Below are 21,111 nucleotides of genomic sequence, written 5' to 3' on the forward strand. Positions count from 1 at the left end.
GATAGATCTGCCCAAAATCGGGTATTGAGTCAGGTTAGACGCTCTATGCGCCGCAGATTTTGCTGGCCGAAGCCCAGCAATTGACCATGAGACTGTTATGAGACTGAAAATTGCTAGAAAACCAATTAATCGAGGTGCCCATAGGTGATTCAGTCTTGTTTCTTGTCTCAGGTAGCTGGATACTTCAGTAACGATTGACCCGGCAATTACTGAAGTACCCAGCTTTTCTTATGTTTAGGGATCAGGGGTCAGGTGCTAGAAGAATGACCAATGACCAATGACCAATTAAACCCTTACCCATAAACTTCAAAACTCTCAATTCTCAACTTTCAATTCTCAACTTCCCTCTCCCCTGGTTGTCTCTTTTGATAGAGGTGAGAGTTTTTAGGAAGCTTCAAACTTCTAAGAGTTAATAGGAAATATGGGGCAGGGTAGATGGAAGTCTTTGATGTGATTATCATTGGTGCGGGACATAATGGGTTGGTCTGTGCTGCGTATTTGTTGAAAGAGGGCTACAGCGTTTTACTGCTTGAAAAACGCCCTGTTCCAGGGGGAGCCGCCACGACAGAAGAGGTCATGCCAGACGAAGCTCCAGGATTTCAGTTCAACCTTTGTGCGATCGATCATGAGTTCATTCATCTGGGTCCCGTGGTTGAGGAGCTTGAACTGGCTAAATATGGGTTGGAATATCTCTACTGTGACCCGACCGTTTTTTGTCCCCATCCTGATGGTAAACATTTTCTAGCGCACCGCTCCGTTGAAAAAACTTGCGCTGGGATTGCCCAACACAGCCCCCGTGATGCTCAGAAATATGCAGAATTTATCGACTTCTGGCAACGACTTCTGAGAGGTATTATTCCGGTCTTTAACGCCCCTCCCCAGTCTGTTGTGGATATAGTAGGCAACTATGACTTGCCAAAACTAAAGGATTTATTTTCGGTTTTAGGTTCTCCAGAAAAGTCTTTGGATTTAATTCGCACCTTGCTATCCAGTGCCGAAGATAGCTTGAATGAGTACTTTGATTCAGAGTTTTTGAAAGCACCGCTGGCAAGGCTGGCATCTGAACTGGGTGCCCCTCCCAGCCAGAAAACCCTGGCGATCGGGGCGATTATGATGGCGATGCGGCACAATCCCGGTATGGCAAGACCCCGTGGTGGGACGGGGGCACTCATCAAAGCATTACTCAACCTGGTTCACAGCCTGGGTGGTAAGGTGTTGACCGATCAGGTGGTTGAGAAAGTTTTGATTGATGATGGTCGGGCAGTGGGCGTTAGGGTTAAAGGCGGCGCGGAATACCGGGCAAATCACGGGGTCATTTCCAATATCGATTCCAAACGGTTGTTCTTGCAAATGGTGGACAAAGCCGATTTGGATGATGCAGATTCCCATTTGCACGATCGCCTGGCACGACGGATCGTCAACAACAATGAAACGATTCTCAAAATTGACTGTGCCCTGTCTGAAGCACCCCGGTTTGAACACTATAACCACCAGGATGAGTATCTGATTGGGTCTGTGCTGATTGCCGATTCAGTCAAACAGGTTGAAATTGCCCACTCTGAACCCAGTATTGGCAAAATTCCAGACAGTGATCCTTCCATGTATGTCGTTGTGCCAACCGTATTGGATCCTTCAATGGCACCAGCAGGCAAACACACCCTCTGGATTGAATTTTTTGCCCCGTACCAGATTGAAAACGCAGAAGGCACAGGATTGAATGGCACTGGCTGGACGGATGAGCTAAAAAACAAAGTAGCAGACCGTGTGATTGACAAGCTGGCAGAGTATGCCCCCAATGTGAAAAACTCCATCATTGCCCGTCGGGTGGAAAGCCCTGCCGAGTTGGGAGAACGGTTAGGCGCACTGAAGGGCAACTACTACCACATCGATATGACTCTGGAGCAAATGGTCTTTTTCCGTCCTCTCCCGGAAATTGCCAACTACAAAACTCCGATTGAAGGACTGTTCCTGACCGGGGCAGGCACCCATCCCGGCGGTTCCATTTCTGGAATGCCAGGTCGCAATTGTGCCCGTGTTTTCCTCCATACCCAGCGCCCGATCGCTCAAACCCTTAAAGAAGCACGAGGCTCCATCAAGTCAACGGCTGAATCCGTCTTCCGAGTTTTTCAAAGTTGATGTGTGGTCGGGCTTAGACCTCGGAGGTTTTGAAAACCTCCGAGGTTTGGACTTAAAAGGTATCATTTACCTATCTGAAAATCGCTGCAAGAACTATGAGCAATCAGGTGTTGGTGTTAGGAGGACGGGGACAAATTGGTAGAGGAGTGGTTTCCGATCTGATTGCCCATACGCAGGCTCAAGTCATCATTACGGGGCGGACGGCTGAAGCGGCTAAGGATCTGAAAGACTATTCGACGGATCGGGTGCAATTTTTGGTGCTGGAATTAGCTGATCGGGCAGCGGTGAAACGGGCGATCGCCGCCAGTCATTTAGTCATTCACTGTGCTGGACCTTTTCGCTTTCGAGATGATGACGTGCTCAAAGCCTGTATTGAACACGGGGTTCATTATCTCGATGTCAGTGACGATCGCAACTTTACGCGCAATGCTTTAAGCCACCGGGAGGCTGCCCAAGCCGCAGGGGTAACCGCAGTCATCAATACAGGAGTCTTTCCTGGCATTTCTAACAGTCTGGCGCATCAGGGAGTTGAGCAGATGGATGTGCCAGAAGCCATTCACCTCGGCTATGCGGTGGCAGGCTCAGGAGGAGCCGGAGCGGCGGTGATGCAAACCACCTTTCTGACAATTCAGCACCCGTTTAAGGTCTGGCTCAACGGTCAGTGGCAGGAGGTTAAACCCTACACTGGGCGGGAAATGGTTGAATTTCCAGAACCGTTTGGGCGAGTGGGGGTCTATTGGTTTGATATGCCAGAATCCTTCACCCTGGCTGAAAACTTTCCCGTCAAAACCGTAACCGTGAAATTTGGTACCGTTCCCGACCTCTACAACCACCTCACCTGGATGGTGGCAAACTGGTTTCCAGCCCCTATCCTGCGTCAACCGACCATCATCAAAGGACTATCTCAGGTAAGTCAGGCAATGACCCAGATCAGCGATCGCTTCAGTGGCACAGGAATTGCCCTGCGGGCGGAGGTGAAGGGGCAAAAAGACGGAAAGCCTGCTCATTACTGCGCCACATTCAGTCATCCAGACGCGGCAACGGCAACGGGGTTGGGCACAGGCTGCATTGCCCAGTTCATTCTATCGGGCGAACTGAATCAACCAGGGGTGTGGACGGTCGAGCAGATCTATCCAACCAAACTGTTTGAACAAGCGATGCAAACTCGTAATCTCTCAATTCACCAGTCCTGGTTATAAGAACTTACCAGCTCTATAGCCCTTTTCAAGGGTGTGAAGTACAGTGAGGATGCAAAGCATCCCGCTGTCCTTCACACGTCTGCACTTCACCCAAGTGCAACCCGCTATATTAGTAACAACGTGACGAAATTGAAGCGAAAACGTTCAAAACTCCTGCTGTTAGCCCTATTGAATTCCTTAGCGGATTTTGATGGGGAGCTATCTGAGCCAGCCATCAAGCTGTTAGATGAATTGGAAAAACGGTCTGATGTGATTCCGCCGCTGTATGCAGATGTTTTTGTTTTATCGAGTTCTGCCACCTGTACTGATTTGGTGCAGCGGGTTAAGTTGCTATCCCAGGAACAGGTCGCGATCGCCAGTTATGCGTTTCAAATCTTTCGCTTCTATGAGCAAATCTTGAAAGCAAATTCAGACGATGCTTCTCCTCAACAAAAGGCGGCATATGAAGCCCAGATAGAAAAGATTCGCCTGTCTGTAGCTCGCACGAAAGCGGCTCTGGCTGAAGCAATGGGACAAGGACTGGATACTGAATAGCCCCATTTTATGGGTTACTGACTACCTTTTTGAGAAACAAGCTCAAACCCAAACTTCGCAAAATACGCTCCACATTATCAGCATTCATTCGACGGATGCGAGCATTCAACCGAAACCTCTCGCACAATAGCACCTGGAGCAAGCTCAATTGGTATGGGTTCAAGGTAAAGTTCACTTGCCTCACGAATCCCTTCTAAAGCGGCTTCCTCTGTTTCTCCAGCAGACGTGCAACCTGGCAATTCTGGGCACCAGCTTGCCCAATCTCCAGTACTGAGGTCTTTTTCAAGAACAACGCGCCATTTCACAGGTGACTCTCCTTATTAAGGATTCAGGCGATCGCCCCCACTTCGCTCCCAACTCAACTAATTCCCCCAGCAGACAAACCAGACACAAAAGCATTAATCGCCGGAGCAACCGCCTGCAAGACCGGGGAAAGGATAACCACCGAAGCGCCCGCAATGATGATAGTCGTTGCCAGACGCATGACCTGATCAGAAGCTTTCTGATAGGTTTCAAACTTATAGTCCAGTTTTTCAACATCCGTTTCTAACCGATCCAAACGGCTGCTGATTTGCTTCAGTTCCGTTAAGATTTGTTGTTGAAACGTTTCAGAAGTGTCGCTGGCTTGCATACGAGAAATGGATGCAGGGTTGTCTATATTCTATAACCTCTACCTGTACAGCCCTACATCCACCTTCCCCTACATTGCCAGCTTATTCACATGGTCAAGCATTTGCAGCCCATGAATCAGGGAAGCTCCCCCCCGAATTGCCGTCGCCACATGAACCGCTTCCGTCATTTGCTCCAGATCCGCTCCCTGCTGCAAACATTCCTTACTATAGGCATCAATACAGTAGGGGCACTGCACCGTATGGGAAACCGCTAGGGCGATCAGGGCTTTCTCACGACTGGATAGAGCGCCCTCAGCAAAGACCGCACTGTAGTAGGCAAAGAACTTGTCTGCTAATTCAGGGCTACCTTCGCTAATATGCCCAAAGTGGGGCAAATGTTCTGGTTTGTAGTATTGATCCATTGGTTTTTTCCAACGCTTTTCTTGGTTATATACGGGCAATCTCTGCCTGGGTGCGATCGCAGTAAAATAATAGGGCAAGAGATAGGCACGGCGATGACTCCAGAGCAACAGCAAGAAATACTCCGGCTGTGGGGATTGAATCTATACCGAAGCAAATTGCCCGCCAACTGGGGATGAAACCGGCGGAAGTGACTGCTACGCTCAAAGCCCTGGCAGAAACCGAAGCCCTGGCACGGGCGGCAAGGGGTGAACTGGCACCCATTGAACGCTGTTTGACTAATGAGAATGCAGAAAAACACTTTTTTGACCCACCAAAAGCCGGATGGCTTGATGGAACATGCTGGCGAAGGCAATTTTGATTATTTGCTTGGCATGGGACCACAGGTCCCTGTTTTAGATGAAGGGTTCTTGTATTGAGACTATAAATTGGGTGAGTGGATAATGGGGGGGTACGCAAGACTATAGGCAGTACCAAGTCCACTCCAATGCATGACCCTGGACTGGGATTATCGATCAACTATATGAGCTTGGATCAGCCGTCTAAAGCTGAGATTCCGTTGTCTAGAACATGACCCTGTGGATGGATGTTCTCCTGCTAGGGACTTCTTACGATACGCTCAACCTCACATAAAAGAAACCTTGATTTAGCAGGAGAAATTTAACATGACTGACTTATCAGAACTGCGTGTAGCCGTGATTGTCACGGATGGGTTTGAAGAATCGGAATTGACCGAACCTGTCCGTGCTTTAAGAGAATCTGGGGCTACTATTGAAGTGCTATCCCTGTCCCTGAAATCAGTTCAAGGATTTCAGCACCACGATAAAGGTGCCTCGATTCCGGCGGATGGCTCCATTAACGTAGCCTCTCCTGATTCCTATGATGCGGTGCTTTTGCCGGGAGGGGCATTGAATGCAGACGCTTTGAGGATGGAGCCTAAAGTTCAAGCATTTTTGAAGGCAATAGAGAATGCCGGGAAGCCGATCGCAGCCATCTGTCATGCCCCCTGGGAACTAATTTCAGCCGGTTTGGTCCAGGGACGCACCTTAACGAGCTACCATGCGATTCAGGATGACATTCGTAATGCAGGCGGCAACTGGATCGATAAGGAAGTAGTGGTCGATCGCAACTGGGTCACCAGCCGCCAACCTGGCGATATTCCTGCCTTCAATCGGGAAATGCTGAGTCTTTTTTCAGAGCGTAAGCAACCTGTGGTCAGCGCTCATTAATAACGTAATGTGCAACTAATTTGCCCTCATCCCACCCTTCTCCCCAAGGAGCTATCCTTTAGGCAGAAATCTCTGAAATGGTTGAGGTAGTGAAGTTTGACCCAACGGTTGAACAGGGCAACAGCAAAGATCTAGGGGCGGCAGGAGCCGCAAAATCGGGGGACCTGTCCCCCGCACCCCCTGCTGAGGGACGGTTGCGTCCCCCAGACCCCCTCCAAAAGGGTTGATCGGTAAGAGTGTTAGCATCCGAAAGGTTATCTACATCAAGTGTTGAGTGGGTTTTGCGTAATGGATAGTCCCCAAGGAGAAGGGCTTTCGGGCATTTCTGGTTCCCCTCGCCCTTCGGGAGAGGGCTAGGGTGAGGGCAGTCTTTGCAGACGTTCTATAAAAGTTGCACATCGCGTCAATAACTAGTGGCCAATGACTAGGCACGTTTATATTCCCAGAATCTCCAAAGTTCTGGGAATGTTGCTATTGTTCTAAAATTAATTTGGTAACCAATACGGAGAGTCTTTGTCTGTTTAGGCACCCAATCTCTCCCCTAAGACAGAAAAATATTTCTGTCTAAAGAGGCATGATAGAAATGTTTTGTTGGGAAAGCCTGGTAAGCTCTACGGAGACTTACGCCATTTTCATTTGTGTATGCCACGGGTGGTTCCTGACAACAAAAGGTGGATTGTTCTTTTAATGTAGGTCGGCAGTGCTGAGGGATTTTTGGACGGTTGCTGGTGAAATGGGTACCTTCGTGCGGTCTCATGATTGGTCCAATACCCCCATTGGCTCCTTAGAAACCTGGTCAGTAGAACTGAAAACCACCGTTGGTATTGTGCTGGCAAATCGTCTGCCCATGAGTGTACTTTGGGGCGACAATTTGTTGCAGATTTACAACGCAGCCTATCAAGAGTTTTGGGGCGATCGCCATCCATGTAGGTTGGGGCAACCCTACCGTGACTGCTGGGCAGACAGTTGGGCAACTTTAGAGCCAGTCCTGTTATCCGTGCTAAAGACTGGCAAAGCCACCCAACTCGACCATCAACTCTTTGGTGTCAAGACGGGTAGTTGCAAGGAACAACGCCATGCCACCTTTTCCTATGCTCCTTTGTGGGAAAACAATAGGATTCGCGGCATTCTGGTAACGATTGTATCCCTGGGTGATACCCACGCTTCAGCCCCTAAGCAAGAGCAATGCCACGCTGAAATAGCCTTGCAGAAGCAGGAAGAGCGGTTGCGGTTGATCATTGATGCAATTCCCGTCCTGGTTTCCTACGTGGATGCCGACCAATGCTACCGCTTTAATAACAAAGCTTACGAAGACTGGTTTGGGCACTCTGCCGCAGAAATTTATGGCAAACATATTCGAGACGTGGTGGGTGAAGCGGCGTACCGCCTCCTTCGCCCCCGGATTGAAACCGTGCTTTCTGGGCAGGAAGTCACCTATGAACAGGAAGTTCCCTACAAAGATGCAGGAACCCGCTACATCAGAGTAGTCTCTACCCCCCATGTCAATCCTCCAGGGGAAGTGAAAGGATACATTACCCTGGTCACCGATATTACCAATTACAAACGGCTGGAAACCGAACTACGCCGCAGCGAAGCCCGAATTCGTCGCCTGGTAGACTCCAACATGGTGGGGGTCATCTTTGCAGACTTTCAGGGCAACATCAGCGAGGTCAATGATGCCTTCCTGGCGATCGTGGGTTACACGCGAGAAGATTTGCAAGCAGGCAATCTGCGCTGGCTAGAGATGACTCCCCCCGAATGGCTGGCTCAAGACCAGCAGGTGATTGCAGAAATCAGGCAAACTGGTGCGTGCGGTCCGTTTGAAAAAGAATATTTCCGCAAAGATGGGAGCCGGGTTCCGATTCTGATAGCGGCTGCTCTGCTACCCGATTCGGACGATGAGTGTGTTTGCTTTGTGGTAGACCTGACAGACCGCAACCGAGCCGAAGCCATTTTGTGGGAAAGTGAAGCCCGCTTTCGCCACATGACCGATACCTCCCCAATCATGGTCTGGATGTCAGGCACAGACAAACTATGCAATTATGTCAACCAGTCCTGGCTCAACTTCACCGGACGCACCATCCAGCAAGAAATGGGTAACGGTTGGACAGAGGGCATTCACCCCGATGATTTTGAACGCTGCTTACACATCTACACCACGGCGTTTGATGCCCGTCAACCCTTTGAAATGGATTATCGCCTTTGCCATGCGAGTGGCGAGTACCGCTGGATTGTGGATCTGGGAGTGCCGCGCTTTACTCCCCAAGGAGATTTCCTGGGCTACATTGGCTCCTGCATTGACATCCACGATCGCGTCCAGGCAGAGGCTCAAATGCGCCAGATGAATGAGATTCTAGAGCAACGGGTGAAAGAGCGGACTGCCCAGCTAGAAGCTGCCAATCGCGAGCTAGAAGCCTTTTCCTACTCAGTTTCCCACGATTTGCGGGCACCCTTGCGTCATATTGATGGGTTTGCCGATTTGCTGCGCCGGCGGTTGTCCGGGGTAGACCTGGATGAAACCAGCCAGCGCTATTTGAACACCATTTCTCAGACGACCAAGCAAGCAGGGATTTTAATCGATGACTTGCTGGCATTTTCCCGGATGGGGCGCACGGAAATGCGCTCCTCGCGAATTAACATGAACCAGTTGGTGCAGGAAGTTTGTTGGGAAATTGAACAGGAGACGAAGGGGCAACTGATTCACTGGCAGGTAGAGCCACTACCAACGGTGAACGGCGATCTGCCGATGTTGCGGCAGGTTGTGCGTAATCTATTGAACAACGCAGTTAAGTACTCTCGATCGCGCCCCTACAGTGAAATTGAGATCGGCAGCATCAGCGATCAGCAGGAAGATGTCTTCTTTGTGCAAGACAATGGGATTGGTTTTAATATGCAGTATAGTCACAAGCTGTTTGGTATCTTTCAGCGTCTGCATAGCGATCCTCAATTTGAAGGGACCGGGATTGGTCTGGCAAATGTGCAGCGGATTATTCACCGTCATGGGGGACGAACCTGGGCAGAGGGCGTGGTGGATGGTGGGGCAACCTTTTACTTTGCCCTACCCAAGTTGACCGACCAATAATCGTTAGCAGGAGGGTAGGAGACTACAAACCCATGACACAGTTGAGACCAATTCTGCTGGTGGAAGACAGCTCAAATGACATTGAACTGATTCTGACCTCGTTAGCTGAAAATCATTTGAGCAATGAAGTGATTGTGGTTCGGGATGGCGAAGAGGCACTGGACTATCTCTACCGGCGGGGGGTGTTCAAAATGCGGAAGGAAGGTAATCCCGTTGTGGTGTTACTGGATCTCAAGCTACCCAAAGTTGATGGACTGGAGGTCCTAACGCGGGTAAAGTCTGACCCAGTTTTGCACCTGCTTCCAGTGGTGATTCTCACCTCATCCAATGAGGAACCTGACCTGCACCGATGCTACGAGTTAGGAACCAATGCTTACGTTGTAAAACCGATTGACTTTCAGGAATTTGTTTCCGTGGTCAAACAAATAGGGTTGTTTTGGGGGGTCGTCAACCAACCGCCTCCCGTTCCATCCCCAAATGTTCTTTAACTGGCGGAGAAATAGGCTATGCAGCGACTCTGTTTTCTCTTGCTTGAGGATAGTGAACTAGATGTTGAACTGATTCGGGCAACTTTGACCGAGGGTGGTGTTGATTATCATCTCACCCACGTTCAAACCCGCGCCGAATTTTTGGCGGCATTAGAAGCTGAGTGCTTTGACCTGATTCTTTCAGACTATTCACTCCCCGATTTTGATGGCATTTCTGCTCTCGAAATCGCCCACAATTTCTGCCCCGAAACGCCCTTCATTTTTGTCTCTGCCACGCTAGGTGAAGAGTTAGCGATCGAAGCCTTAAAAAACGGTGCTACTGATTATGTGCTCAAGCACCGCCTGAAGCGCCTGGTTCCATCGGTAGAACGGGCACTCAGGGAGGCACAGGAACGCCGCAATTACCAGGTAGTCCAGCAGCAACGGGAACAAGCCGAAGAGGCACTCCGCCGCAGTGAAGCGCGGTTTCGCCGCCTGGTCGAATCGAATCTGATTGGTTGCATTTTTTGGGACATTGAAGGCAACATTCTTGATGCTAACGATGCCTTTCTCAGCATGGTGGGTTATACGCGGGAAGACCTGGAAGCAGGAAATATGTCCTGGCGAGCCATGACACCGCCAGAGCATGTGCCGCTGAGTGAGCAGTCGATCGCCAAGATGCGGGGAACCGGATTCTCGGACAAGATCGAAAAAGAATACTTGCGCAAAGATGGCACCCGCGTTCCCGTTTTACTGGGTGGGGTCATGTTTGAAAACTCTCAGGATCAGGGGGTTAGTTTTGTTGTTGATTTGAGTGAACGCAAACGCACCGAGAAAATTTTGCAGGAGCGCAATGAACGGCTTAAGCTTCTGTTTGAGACCACCAGTGATTTACTGTCAACGGAGCAACCACTGACTCTGCTGAATAGTTTATTTAAAAAACTTTCAGCCCAAATGGATTTGCACTACTATTTCAACTTCTTAGTGGAACGGCAGGGCAACCGTCAGGTTTTGCGGCTAAGGGCTTATGGAGGGGTGTCAGAGGAAGCGGCTCAAGCCCTGGAGCAAATTGAGTTGGGTCAGTACATGTGTGGGCAGGTGGCAAAGGATCGCTGCCAGATTGTTCTAAATGACGTGCAGCGATCGCTCCATCCCCACGCCGAGCTAATTCGCTCAATCGGCATCCAGGCATACTCTGGACAACCACTGATTGTGCAAGGGCGGTTGTTGGGTTCTCTCTCCTTTGCCAGCACGACCCGCACCAGCTTTACCCTGGATGAAGTGGCGCTGTTACAGGCAACCTCTGACCAGATAGCGATCGCCCTGGAGCGGGCAGAACTGACGGCTTCTCTGCAACAGCAAACGGAACGATTAATTCAGGCGAACCAGATCAAAGACGAGTTTTTAGCCGTTCTTTCCCATGAATTGCGCACTCCACTGAACCCCATTTTGGGTTGGTCCAGGATGCTTCAAAGGGGGCATTACGATGAAGCAACCACCACTCGTGCCCTGGAAACGATCGAACGTAACGCCAGAATTCAAACCCAACTGATTGATGACTTGCTGGATGTCTCACGAATTTTGCGCGGCAAGCTCAGCCTCAACAATAGCCAGGTGAATTTAGTCCAAACGGTTGAAGCCGCTTTAGAAACGGTGCGCTTGTCAGCAGAAGCCAAGGGGATTCAGGTCAGTTTTATCGTGGACGCAGGGGGAGAGGAACAGGGGGGCAGGGGGGCAGAGGAGCAGGGGGGCAGGGAGCGATCGCCTTCCTTAATGGTTTTAGGAGATTCAGGTCGTCTACAGCAGGTGGTATGGAATCTCCTCTCGAATGCCGTTAAGTTTACGCCAGTAGATGGAAGCATTAACGTTTGCCTATCAGTGATAAATAGAGTAGACAAAACGGTTTCAGAAAAAGTCGATGAGCCAATGCCAACCAGGGACTCATCAACGGTCGCCTATGCTCAAATTCAAGTCTCGGATACCGGGCGGGGTATCAGCCCTGAGTTTTTACCCTATGTGTTTGACTATTTTCGTCAGGCAGACGGTAGCACAACCCGGATGTTTGGCGGTTTGGGGTTGGGTTTGGCGATCGCCAATCATATCATTCAGGCGCACGGCGGCATTTTGCAGGTTGAGAGTGCTGGCGAGGGTCAGGGAGCCACCTTTACAGTTCGGTTGCCTCTCCTGAGGGAGACAAAGCCCAACTCGAAGGATGAGAATTTAGATAATCTATTTTCGATGCCACCCCAATCGCCTCTGCTGCGGAATTTGAAAGCATTGATTGTCGATGATGAAAAAGACACCCTCGATCTGATTGCATTTTTGTTAGAAGAACGAGGCGCAGTGGTTGCTAAAGCCAATTGTGTCAGTGAAGCGTTATCAATATTTGATTCATTTCAACCAGACATTTTAATTAGTGATATTGGAATGCCTCAGGAAGATGGTTATTCATTGATGCGTAAGATTCGGACACAGGTGGTAGAGGAAAAACGGAATATCCCAGCGATCGCACTAACTGCCTATGCCAGGGATGAAGACCGTCATCGGGTATTTGCGGTTGGGTTTCAAAAATACATGCCCAAACCCGTTGATCCGCAGGATTTCATTACCACCGTTGTTGAGTTAATTGAGCGAGAAACCGTTAAGGCTGGAGGAGTGGAGACGTAGGACATGAGGTAAATATGGTAACTCCGGACGACCTGTTTACTGGACAGGGAGAAATGAATGCGCTGATGCGATCGCTTGACTGGTCAAAAACGCCAGTCGGTCCAGTAGAGCAGTGGTCTCAGAGCTTACGCACAGCCGTCAGTATTTGCCTCGGCTCTCGCTACCCGATTGAAATCTGGTGGGGACCTGATTACATTCGGTTTTACAACGATGCCTATCGTCCCATCCTGGGGCAAACCAAGCATCCCCAGTATCTAGGACGACCTGGCAGGGAATGCTGGGCAGAAATTTGGGAGGTGGTAGGACCCCTGTTGGATAGCGTTCGTGAAACCGGACAATCGACCTGGTCTGAAGACTTGCTTTTGCCCATAACCCGCAATGGGTATGTGGAAGAAACCTATTTCACCTTCTCTTATAGCCCCATTCGGGATGAAAGTGGCGGGGTGGGTGGCGTTTTTTGTGCCTGTAGCGAAACCACGGAAAAGGTGGTGGGTGAACGACGGCTGCGATCGCTGCGCGAGTTGGCGGTCAATACCGCCGGTGCCAAAAGCGTGGTCGAAGCCTGTCAAATGACAGCCAGCACCCTATCCAATAATCTGGCTGACCTGCCATTGGCACTGCTGTACTTGATCAAGCCAGACGGCAACCACGCCTACTTAGCCGGAGTCAGCGGCATGGAAGCTGGAACCGTTGCCAGTCCTGAGCAGATTGAACTCACTCAGGGTCCAGATGCAGCCCCGGCAAGTGATTCCACCCTCTGGCATCTACGCCAGGTTCAACGCTCAGGGCAGCCCCAGCAAGTGACCCACTTAACCGCCCAATGGGGTGAACTGCCCCGAGGCGACTGGAGCGTTTCCCCCGATTCGGCATGGGTCATGCCATTGCTCCAAACGGGTCAGCAGCAACCATTGATGGGCTTTTTAATTCTGGGAATTAGCCCCCGGCGTGCATTTAATGATGACTATCGAGGCTTTTTTGATCTGGTTGCCAGCCACATTTCAACCACGATCGCCAATGCCCATGCCTATGAAAAAGACCGCAAACGAGCCGAAGCAGTGGCAGAACTAAACCAACTCCGCTACGAGGCATTGCAGCGTGAGCAAGTGCTGCGGGCTGAAAGTGAACAAAATGAAATTCGCCTGCAAGAACATCAGCACTTGTTGCAACAGGTTACGGATACGATGCCGGGAATTTTGTATGTCTACGACCTGTCTTTGCAACAGAATGTGTATGTTAACTATCAGGTAAGCGATCTTTTAGGCTATACACCTGAGCAGGTTCAGACGTTAGGTGTGCAGCTATTCCTGCGGTTGGTTCATCCCGATGATTTGAAAAACTTTCCAGACCATGTTCGGCGGTTTGCTTCATTGCAAGACAGTGAAGTCCTGGAAACCGAGTACCGACTGCGCTCTGCCAATGGTGAGTGGCGCTGGTTTAGCGGTCGAGAGATTATCTTTAGCCGTAATCCTGACGGATCACCCAAGCAAATTCTGGGGTCTGCCTATGATGTAACGGCTCGCAAGCAGGTAGAGGAAGCCCTCCGGCGGGAGAAAGAGCGGTTTGAACTGGCAGCCGCAGCGGTGGATTGCCTGATCTATGACTGGAGTATAACAACCCAGACCATTGAACGATCAGAGGGGCTGACTCGGATTTTTGGCTATCTGCCAGAAGAGGCTGAACCCAACCGTGACTGGTGGACTGGACTGATTCACCCGGATGATGCGCCGCAGGTATTGGCTCAGATTGCCAGCGATGTAGCAACCCGCGATCGCTATGCGATTGAGTACCGGGTGCGTCACAAATACGGACAGTATCTTTATGTGCTGGATCAGGGCTTTGTCGTCCGAGGTCAGGATGGTCAGCCGGTAAGGGTCGTTGGTTCTACGACCGATATCAGCGATCGCAAAATTACCGAAAAACTCCAGCAGTTTTTACTGGAGATCAACGATCTCCTTCGCACCCTGGATGACCCCCAGGATATCATTTGGGCTGTCGTCCACAAAGTTGGCAGCTATTTTGATATCACCCGCTCTAGCTATTGTGAAATTGATACCCAGCAGGAATGTGTTACCGTCAACCGCGACTTTTGCCAACAAGCGGGCGATCGCTTGGGTAGACACCGAATGGATGAGTTTGGTCCCGAAATCGTCTCCGTTCTCAGGCACGGCACCAGCCTGGTGATTGATGACATTCAGACCGATCCTCGGACGGCTCCTCACCAGGCAGCCTTTGCGGAAATTGATACGAGGGCAATCCTTTGCGTGCCCCTGTTTAAACAGGGACGCTATGTGGCGTTATTTATTCTGCGTCATGCCCAACCGCGCAACTGGTCATCGGAAGAGATCGTTTTAATGGAGGAGGTGGCTGAACGCACCTGGATGGCAATTGAGAAAGTCCGGGCTGAAGAAGCACTGCGCCAGAGTGAAGCCCGGTTCCAGCGGCTAGCCACCAACGTTCCCGGGGTGATTTGTCGTTATCTTCTCTATCCTAATGGTCCAGAGGAAATGCCCTACATCAGCCCCAGTTGTCGTAACCTGCTGGAACTGGAAGCGGAAACCGTTCAACAAGACGTGGGCACCCTTTGGGCACTGGTTCACCCGGAAGATATCGATTCTTTGCGCGAAATCATTGCCGTTTCTGCCCAGACCCAACAGCCGATTCACTGGGAAGGGCAATTTACCATGCCTTCTGGTCGAAGTAAGTGGATTCAGTTTGTTGCCCGCCCACAACAGCAGCCAGATAGCTCCGTGCTGTGGGATGGTCTTCTGACAGACATTACTGGCACAAAAGAAGTGGAGATTGAACGGGAACACCTGATGACCCGATTGCAACAATCTACAAATCAGTTCCGGGGACTGACCGAAGCCTCGCTGGTGATGAACTCGATCCTCTCGGTGGAAGAGGTGCTTCAGGCAGTAACCCAGCAAGCTTACTCGATCATTGGTGCCCATCAGGTCGTCACCAGCCTGGTGGAGGATCTGGACTGGACAACAGCAAAGCACGCCATTTATCTATCTGAAAAGTACGCAGCCTGGCAGGACTATACCACTGACCCAACTGGCGCTGGGATTTACTCCTGTGCCTGCCGTCTCAATCAGCCGATGCGGATGACTCAGGCGGAACTGGAGGCGCATCCCCAGTGGCAAGGATTTAGCCAGGAATCTGAAAATCATCCTCCCCTGCGGGGGTGGTTGGCGGCTCCCTTAACTGGACGGGATGGACAAAATATCGGTTTAATTCAACTTTCCGATAAGTACGCAGGTGAGTTCACGGAGTCAGATGAAGACATTCTGGTGCAGCTTGCCCAAATGGCATCCGTGGCGATCGAAAACACGCGGCTCTATGAGGCTGAACAACATGCCCGTACCCAGGCTGAATCGGTCAATCGAATTAAGGATGAATTTTTAGCGGTGCTATCCCACGAACTGCGATCGCCCCTTAACCCTATCCTGGGCTGGTCACGCCTGATGCGGAACCGCAAGTTAGATGACCATACGATTTCTTGCGCCCTAGAAACCATTGAACGCAATGCCAAACTGCAAAGCCAACTGATTGAAGACCTGTTGGATGTTTCCCGGATTCTTCAAGGCAAGATGAGCTTCAGCATTGCTCCAGTCGATCTAGCTACCACCATTAATTCCGCCCTGGAAATCGTGCGCCTTGCCGCCGAAGCAAAATCCATCGATTTAAGCGTTGAAATCCCAGACACCCTCGATCAAAAGACGGCTTCCCCCTCCCCCAATGACTCCGCTCCCCGCCGCTCCCCCCCGTCCGCTTCCATTCCCTTCACAGTTCTGGGGGACCCTAACCGGCTCCAGCAAGTGATTTGGAATTTGCTGTCCAATGCAGTCAAATTTACACCCGCTGGGGGGGGTGTCAGAATTAGGCTGGAGTCTAAAAATTCTCAGGTGATAGTGACCGTCACCGATACCGGCAAAGGAATTGAGCCGGAATTTTTACCCCACCTGTTTGAATATTTCCGGCAGGAGGATGGCGCAACCACCCGTAAATTTGGCGGTTTAGGTTTAGGGCTGGCGATCGTGCGTCACATTATCGAACTGCATGGTGGCACCATTCATGCAGACAGTCCTGGGGCAAATCAAGGATCTACGTTCGTAGTTCAGCTACCCTTGTTAAAGCAACGGCAAGACACAATGGTGGCAGGAGATCGCAATCTATCCCAATCACTGGATGGCACGTTTGCCCTCGAAGGACTTCAGATTCTGGTGGTCGATGATGATAGTGATTCGCGCGATTTGATTCAGTTTGTTTTGGAACAAATGGGGGCGATCGTCACTTCTGTAGAATCTGCAATGGCAGCACTCCAATCGCTAGCAAAATCCAGCTATGATGTGCTGATCAGTGACATTGGGATGCCCGAAGTCGATGGCTACATGCTGATGCATCAAGTTCGATCTTTTTACTCAAACCGAAACGCTCAAATTTCAGAACAGGTTGTGATTCCAAAAGCCATTGCCCTGACTGCCTATGCCGGAGAATACAACCGCCAGCGAGCAATCAAAGCTGGGTTCCAGAAGCATCTTTCCAAACCAATTGAACCTGGTGAATTGATCCAAACCATTATCAATCTTACGCAGTAGCGGTTTGTAATCTCCAGGGTGTTGATTGGGACAGGGCTGATCTGAGTGGCGTTGACTTGCAGTAAGGCAAATCTAGTAGAGCAACCGAAAAGTTCTGCAACGTAGATTGGGTTGAGCGCTAGCGAAACCCAACACTTTCAATAGGTCGGTGTTGCAAAATTAATTATTCACTGCACTAGTAGGTGCAGATTTACAAAAAGCTAATTTACAGCGAAAAATTGAATCGGTAGGCGATCGCAGCGTTGACCGTGGCGGGGGACGCAACCGTCCCCCGCACCCCCTCCAAAACGATGCGATCTCGTCGTCAATCGCAACCTTCATCCGATTGGGTTTTCAAGCAAACGCACAAGGGTGGCAAGGGGAACGGTTGGTTTTTTGAAGCAGAGGCAATGTTTGACCGATTCTCGTCGCGCTAGACTTGAAGCCCCAACGCTAAGAGCCTTGCGGGGGGTTTGGGGGAGTTAGGACCCCAAGCGGCGGGGGACTGGGGGGAAGTCCCCCAGAGCCAGACTCCAACGAAGCCAAGATCTGTTTGGCAAGGGGAGGGTGGGAGAGGTTCAATAGGTCGCGATCTGAAGTGGTACCAGTACCCGGTACTCAAACCGGGCACAACCTCCACCAAGAAACACTCTGCTTTTAAAGAATCATTTAGCTACGGCTGGGAATCTGTACTCTGGCAGTGCCCACGGGGATCTCGCCTCGAATGCCTGTCCGTTCAGCCGTAACGCCATAGAACAGGATCTCTCCATCCGAGCGGCGCATCTGAACTCCCGTAAATAGCACTTCAAGATAGGTACCCTGTTCTACGGGCTGAGTAAAGACAACCGCAACTCGATTTTTGTCTTTTGAGATTTTAGCAGGAACGTCTTGTCCACTCTGATTCACCACGCGGATACCGTCGTAGTCCTCCATTTGGCTGGGAATCGAAATCATCAGATCATTGAGGGACATACCAACCACTGCCAGACGAATAAAATGAGCGCTACCGCGTACTCCAGAACTGGTAATAAAGGGGGCAGTGAAGTTGAACGTCATGGACGTTTCGCCTGCCATCAGCATGGAGCCTGATGAACTGGGACCACTGGTAATTCCGGGGCGGGCAGAGGCGGGCGATGCAATCCCAGAAGCCGCGATCGCAACCAGCAATGCGGAAGCACCACTAAACAGTAAACCTTTCATGTTTTCATCCTTGAACTTTAGTACAGAGTAGCGATTGATGCTTGATGCAAGCCAATCAATGCCTTCAATCAATAGAGTGCCAAGCTACCCTGAATTTCTTCTGATGTGTAGATTAAAGGTTGCTAAGAATCTGCGGATTACCTACTCTGACAACCACGCAAACAGATCCTTGTCCTACCCCTACTGAACCATCTTACGTGCCCGTTCCTGGCGAGATTCTGCCTCTGCCATGACCGTGGTTGGGTTTTCCAACATTTCACCAGGGAAGTTTTCCAGTACTTTCGTAGAGAGGGAAATTCTGCCTCTGCCTTCGTCCAGGTCAGCGATCATAGCTGTAATCGACTGTCCAACCTGGAATAGGGCAGGTAACGACTCGACATAGTTTTTGCTGATCTGGTTGATGTGAAGCAGGGCACTGGTACCATCCAGGTCAACAAAAACACCAAAGGGTTTGATGCCAGCGATTTTTCCCTCCACCAGTTGCCCCACCTCTAGTTGACTAAATGCCGCAGAACGGGTTGCCAGACGATTAGAAAGCACCAGCTTGTTGCGATCGCGGTTCAACTCCAGAATCACCGCTGTCAATGTGCTGCCTTTGAGGGATTCCATATCATCTCGCTCGGCAAGGTGCGATCGCGGAATGAAGCCCCGCAATCCCTGCACGTCCACGGTGACACCCCCCTTATTGGTTCCCGTGACTCGCACCTGTAGGCTCTGGCTACTGCCTTGCATTTCTGCCAGGTTGTCCCAGACTTGTTTAATCTCAAACTGACGCAGGGAAACTGTGACCTGCCCCTCTGCGTCCTGCTCCTTGACAATTAAAAACTCTCGTTCCTCATTCAGGGGCAATATGAGCGAAATATCCGTGATTCGACGCAGGCTTGCCTCCTGCAAGGGCAAAAAGGCAGGGGATTTTGCCCCGATATCCACAAATGCCCCATCGGTCTCGTAACTGATGACTTTACCCTGAACCACCTGCCCCCGCTGAAACTCATAGTCAAATTGCTCCAGGGCTTTTTCAAAGTCCTCCATTGAAAAGGAGGATTCCGCAGAGGTAGAACGGGTAGACTTCAATTCCATGAGACTAACGAAACTCAGCTCTCTTAATATAGTCTTTGTGGTGATGTCCTGGGGAACTGTCTCCCAAACATCTAGAATGGATTCAATCTCTCTAGTAGGTGTCCTATGGAGTTTGAGCCAAAGCGATCGCCTCAAACCACCCCCCATCAGACCCCAACTCAACCTACAAAATTGGCTGAACTGGCTGAACGGCAACCGCTAGTGTTGTTACGGGACAGTGAGCGATCGCTACGCCGCCAAACCGTCACCACCCTGGCTCCCATCCTGCCTCAGAAGCTGGCAAGAAATCTGGGGAAAACCTCACTGGTCGCCGATGAATTGCTCGATCAACTGGCAGCCATTGACCTGGATCAAATTAGTGATGAAGAGCTAAGACCAGCTCGCCTTCAGGTAGGGTTGGTGTTGGTTGGGTTTGGGGCATTGATGATGGTGTTTCTACTCCTTTACTTAAACACATTGCACCCCGAACTTTCACCCGCCCAACAGATGCACCATTACTGGTATCAGTATGTCTGTTCTGTCTGTCTGGGGGTGGCGGGTCTGTTCATGCTAGGTCGAGAAGCGATGCGTCCCCCATTCCTATTGGATGAACCCTCGGATGAAAATGACTGGTAGCCCGGATGGGTCTGAAACAATGCCCGTACCGTCGGAAGGATGGCAACACCACTTTGTTGAAACCAACCAGATTCGCCTCCACTGTGTCACCCAGGGAGAGGGCGATCTGGTCGTACTGCTACACGGGTTTCCTGAATTCTGGTATTCCTGGCGGTTTCAAATTCCGGCGCTGGCTCGATATTTCAAAGTGGTCGTGCCTGACCTGCGCGGCTACAATGACTCAGACAAACCTGCCACCGGCTATGACCTGGATACCCTCTGTGCCGACGTTCAAGGATTAATTGAAAGCTTTGGTTATGCCCGTGCCCATATTGTGGGACACGACTGGGGTGGGGCGATCGCCTGGCACCTGGCACAAAAGTTTCCCCAGTACCTGAACCGTCTGGCGATTTTAAATGCCGCCCCCCCTCAACGGCTGATTCAGGAAATGGTCAGCAATTTTGACCAACTCCGCCGAAGCTGGTATGTCCTGGCTTTTCAAGTTCCCGGCATTCCCGAATGGTTAATTCAGCAGAATCTGAAGGAATTTGTCAAAAACCTGTTCCAGGGACAGGCAGTTCGCAAAGGGGCATTTTCGGCTGAAAACACAGAGATTTATCGAAATGCCCTGGCAAAACCCGGAGCGCTTTCGGCGGCACTCAACTACTACCGCCAAATGCTCTCGCCCTGGCAGTGGGTAAAAGAATTTGGGCGCACCCCTAACCCCATCACCGCCCCCACCCTCGTCCTCTGGGGAGAAGAAGATCCGCTCCTGAGTCAGTCGTTGACCAATAACCTCGCCCAACTGATTCACGCTCCCTATGAGCTGAAACTCATCGCCCACTGCGGTCACTGGCTACAACAGGAAGCTCCTCAGACGGTGAACCGAGAACTATTAGCGTTTCTGAGGCAGTGACCCTGCTTTAACTGCTCATACCAATTCTCTTGGAAGCTGCACAGAATAAAGCCTGACAGAGAAGACATTTACCAACTATTGATCAATCCTGCTTACTGCGGTTACCCATCTGATCTCGTTCCTGCCTGTTGAGTGTTCTGCTTGGTGATTTGGGCGATCGCGCTATCTATTTCCAACTAAGTAGGTAGGTGGAATCAACTGTAGGATGGGTTAGCGATAGCGTAACCCATGCGGGTGTTGGGTTACCCTGCGGGAAGCAAGCTACGTGTCTCAACCCAGTCATGGAAAAAGTCAAGTATAGGCGAGACAACTTTGTGCGACTCTACAGGAATCTCACAATTCACTCAAAGCGAAACGAACAATTAGTGTACTTTTCTACGACTTTTCATCCACTTA

At 50.6% G+C, this 21,111-nt stretch carries 18 protein-coding genes; 13 read left to right on the forward strand and 5 right to left on the reverse strand.

Translation table 11 applies throughout. The features are described from left to right. Window positions 1–435: 435 nt before the first annotated feature. From crtO to AC1S52_RS31435, 3 genes are all read left to right on the forward strand, one after another. Complete coding sequence (crtO, locus tag AC1S52_RS31425) at window positions 436–2,136, forward strand: beta-carotene ketolase CrtO (protein WP_482032991.1); 1,701 nt, start codon at window positions 436–438, stop codon at window positions 2,134–2,136. 95 nt (window positions 2,137–2,231) lie between these two features. Then, window positions 2,232–3,335: a saccharopine dehydrogenase family protein gene (locus AC1S52_RS31430; RefSeq protein ID WP_482032992.1), complete on the forward strand. Its 1,104-nt coding sequence runs from the start codon at window positions 2,232–2,234 to the stop codon at window positions 3,333–3,335. Window positions 3,336–3,368: 33 nt separating this feature from the next. Next, a complete protein-coding gene (locus AC1S52_RS31435; RefSeq protein ID WP_482032993.1) occupies window positions 3,369–3,869 on the forward strand; it encodes a hypothetical protein in 501 nt (166 codons plus the stop codon). A 77-nt stretch (window positions 3,870–3,946) separates the two neighbouring features. On the opposite strand, the gene AC1S52_RS31440 is transcribed toward AC1S52_RS31435, so the two are convergent. From AC1S52_RS31440 to AC1S52_RS31450, 3 genes are all read right to left on the reverse strand, one after another. Continuing rightward, complete coding sequence (locus AC1S52_RS31440; protein ID WP_482032994.1) at window positions 3,947–4,174, reverse strand: type II toxin-antitoxin system HicB family antitoxin; 228 nt, start codon at window positions 4,172–4,174, stop codon at window positions 3,947–3,949. 53 nt (window positions 4,175–4,227) lie between these two features. After that, the gene (locus AC1S52_RS31445) at window positions 4,228–4,500 is read right to left on the reverse strand and encodes a ssr2422 family thylakoid membrane protein (RefSeq protein ID WP_482032995.1); all 273 of its coding nucleotides are present in this window, start codon (window positions 4,498–4,500) and stop codon (window positions 4,228–4,230) included. Window positions 4,501–4,569: 69 nt separating this feature from the next. Then, window positions 4,570–5,016, reverse strand: a complete 447-nt coding sequence (locus tag AC1S52_RS31450) for an arsenosugar biosynthesis-associated peroxidase-like protein (protein WP_482032996.1) — start codon at window positions 5,014–5,016, stop codon at window positions 4,570–4,572. A 14-nt stretch (window positions 5,017–5,030) separates the two neighbouring features. On the opposite strand from AC1S52_RS31450, the gene AC1S52_RS31455 reads away from it, so the two are divergent. The 8 genes from AC1S52_RS31455 (at window position 5,031) to AC1S52_RS31490 (ending at window position 17,362) form a co-directional block, all read left to right on the forward strand. After that, complete coding sequence (locus AC1S52_RS31455; protein ID WP_482032997.1) at window positions 5,031–5,261, forward strand: hypothetical protein; 231 nt, start codon at window positions 5,031–5,033, stop codon at window positions 5,259–5,261. 304 nt (window positions 5,262–5,565) lie between these two features. Continuing rightward, window positions 5,566–6,129 carry a type 1 glutamine amidotransferase domain-containing protein gene (locus tag AC1S52_RS31460; RefSeq protein WP_482032998.1) on the forward strand — a complete coding sequence of 188 codons (564 nt, stop codon included), beginning with the start codon at window positions 5,566–5,568 and terminating at the stop codon, window positions 6,127–6,129. Between the two features lie 77 nt (window positions 6,130–6,206). Further along, window positions 6,207–6,356, forward strand: a complete 150-nt coding sequence (locus tag AC1S52_RS31465; RefSeq protein ID WP_482028329.1) for a hypothetical protein — start codon at window positions 6,207–6,209, stop codon at window positions 6,354–6,356. A gap of 473 nt (window positions 6,357–6,829) precedes the next feature. Next, window positions 6,830–9,211, forward strand: a complete 2,382-nt coding sequence (locus AC1S52_RS31470; RefSeq protein ID WP_482032999.1) for a PAS domain-containing sensor histidine kinase — start codon at window positions 6,830–6,832, stop codon at window positions 9,209–9,211. A gap of 32 nt (window positions 9,212–9,243) precedes the next feature. Beyond that, window positions 9,244–9,699 (forward strand): response regulator, encoded by a 456-nt coding sequence (locus AC1S52_RS31475; RefSeq protein ID WP_482033000.1) that lies wholly within the window; start codon window positions 9,244–9,246, stop codon window positions 9,697–9,699. Window positions 9,700–9,717: 18 nt separating this feature from the next. Then, the gene (locus AC1S52_RS31480; RefSeq protein ID WP_482033001.1) at window positions 9,718–12,345 is read left to right on the forward strand and encodes a PAS domain-containing hybrid sensor histidine kinase/response regulator; all 2,628 of its coding nucleotides are present in this window, start codon (window positions 9,718–9,720) and stop codon (window positions 12,343–12,345) included. A 14-nt stretch (window positions 12,346–12,359) separates the two neighbouring features. Further along, window positions 12,360–16,946, forward strand: coding sequence for a PAS domain-containing protein (locus tag AC1S52_RS31485; RefSeq protein ID WP_482033002.1), 4,587 nt, complete (start codon window positions 12,360–12,362; stop codon window positions 16,944–16,946). Window positions 16,947–17,194: 248 nt separating this feature from the next. Next, window positions 17,195–17,362 (forward strand): hypothetical protein, encoded by a 168-nt coding sequence (locus tag AC1S52_RS31490; RefSeq protein WP_482033003.1) that lies wholly within the window; start codon window positions 17,195–17,197, stop codon window positions 17,360–17,362. Between the two features lie 232 nt (window positions 17,363–17,594). Here AC1S52_RS31490 and AC1S52_RS31495 read toward each other — a convergent pair whose 3' ends face one another. Beyond that, window positions 17,595–18,125, reverse strand: a complete 531-nt coding sequence (locus AC1S52_RS31495; RefSeq protein WP_482033004.1) for a hypothetical protein — start codon at window positions 18,123–18,125, stop codon at window positions 17,595–17,597. Between the two features lie 180 nt (window positions 18,126–18,305). Beyond that, window positions 18,306–19,205 (reverse strand): S1 RNA-binding domain-containing protein, encoded by a 900-nt coding sequence (locus tag AC1S52_RS31500; protein ID WP_482033005.1) that lies wholly within the window; start codon window positions 19,203–19,205, stop codon window positions 18,306–18,308. A gap of 105 nt (window positions 19,206–19,310) precedes the next feature. Here AC1S52_RS31500 and AC1S52_RS31505 point away from each other — a divergent pair, with 105 nt between their 5' ends. After that, window positions 19,311–19,820: a hypothetical protein gene (locus AC1S52_RS31505; protein ID WP_482033006.1), complete on the forward strand. Its 510-nt coding sequence runs from the start codon at window positions 19,311–19,313 to the stop codon at window positions 19,818–19,820. Further along, a complete protein-coding gene (locus AC1S52_RS31510; protein ID WP_482033007.1) occupies window positions 19,804–20,715 on the forward strand; it encodes an alpha/beta fold hydrolase in 912 nt (303 codons plus the stop codon). The genes AC1S52_RS31505 and AC1S52_RS31510 overlap by 17 nt, the downstream gene beginning before the upstream one ends. The last annotated feature ends 396 nt before the right edge of the window (window positions 20,716–21,111 follow it).

The sequence above is a fragment of the Kovacikia sp. CALU 1929 genome (genome assembly GCF_056784235.1).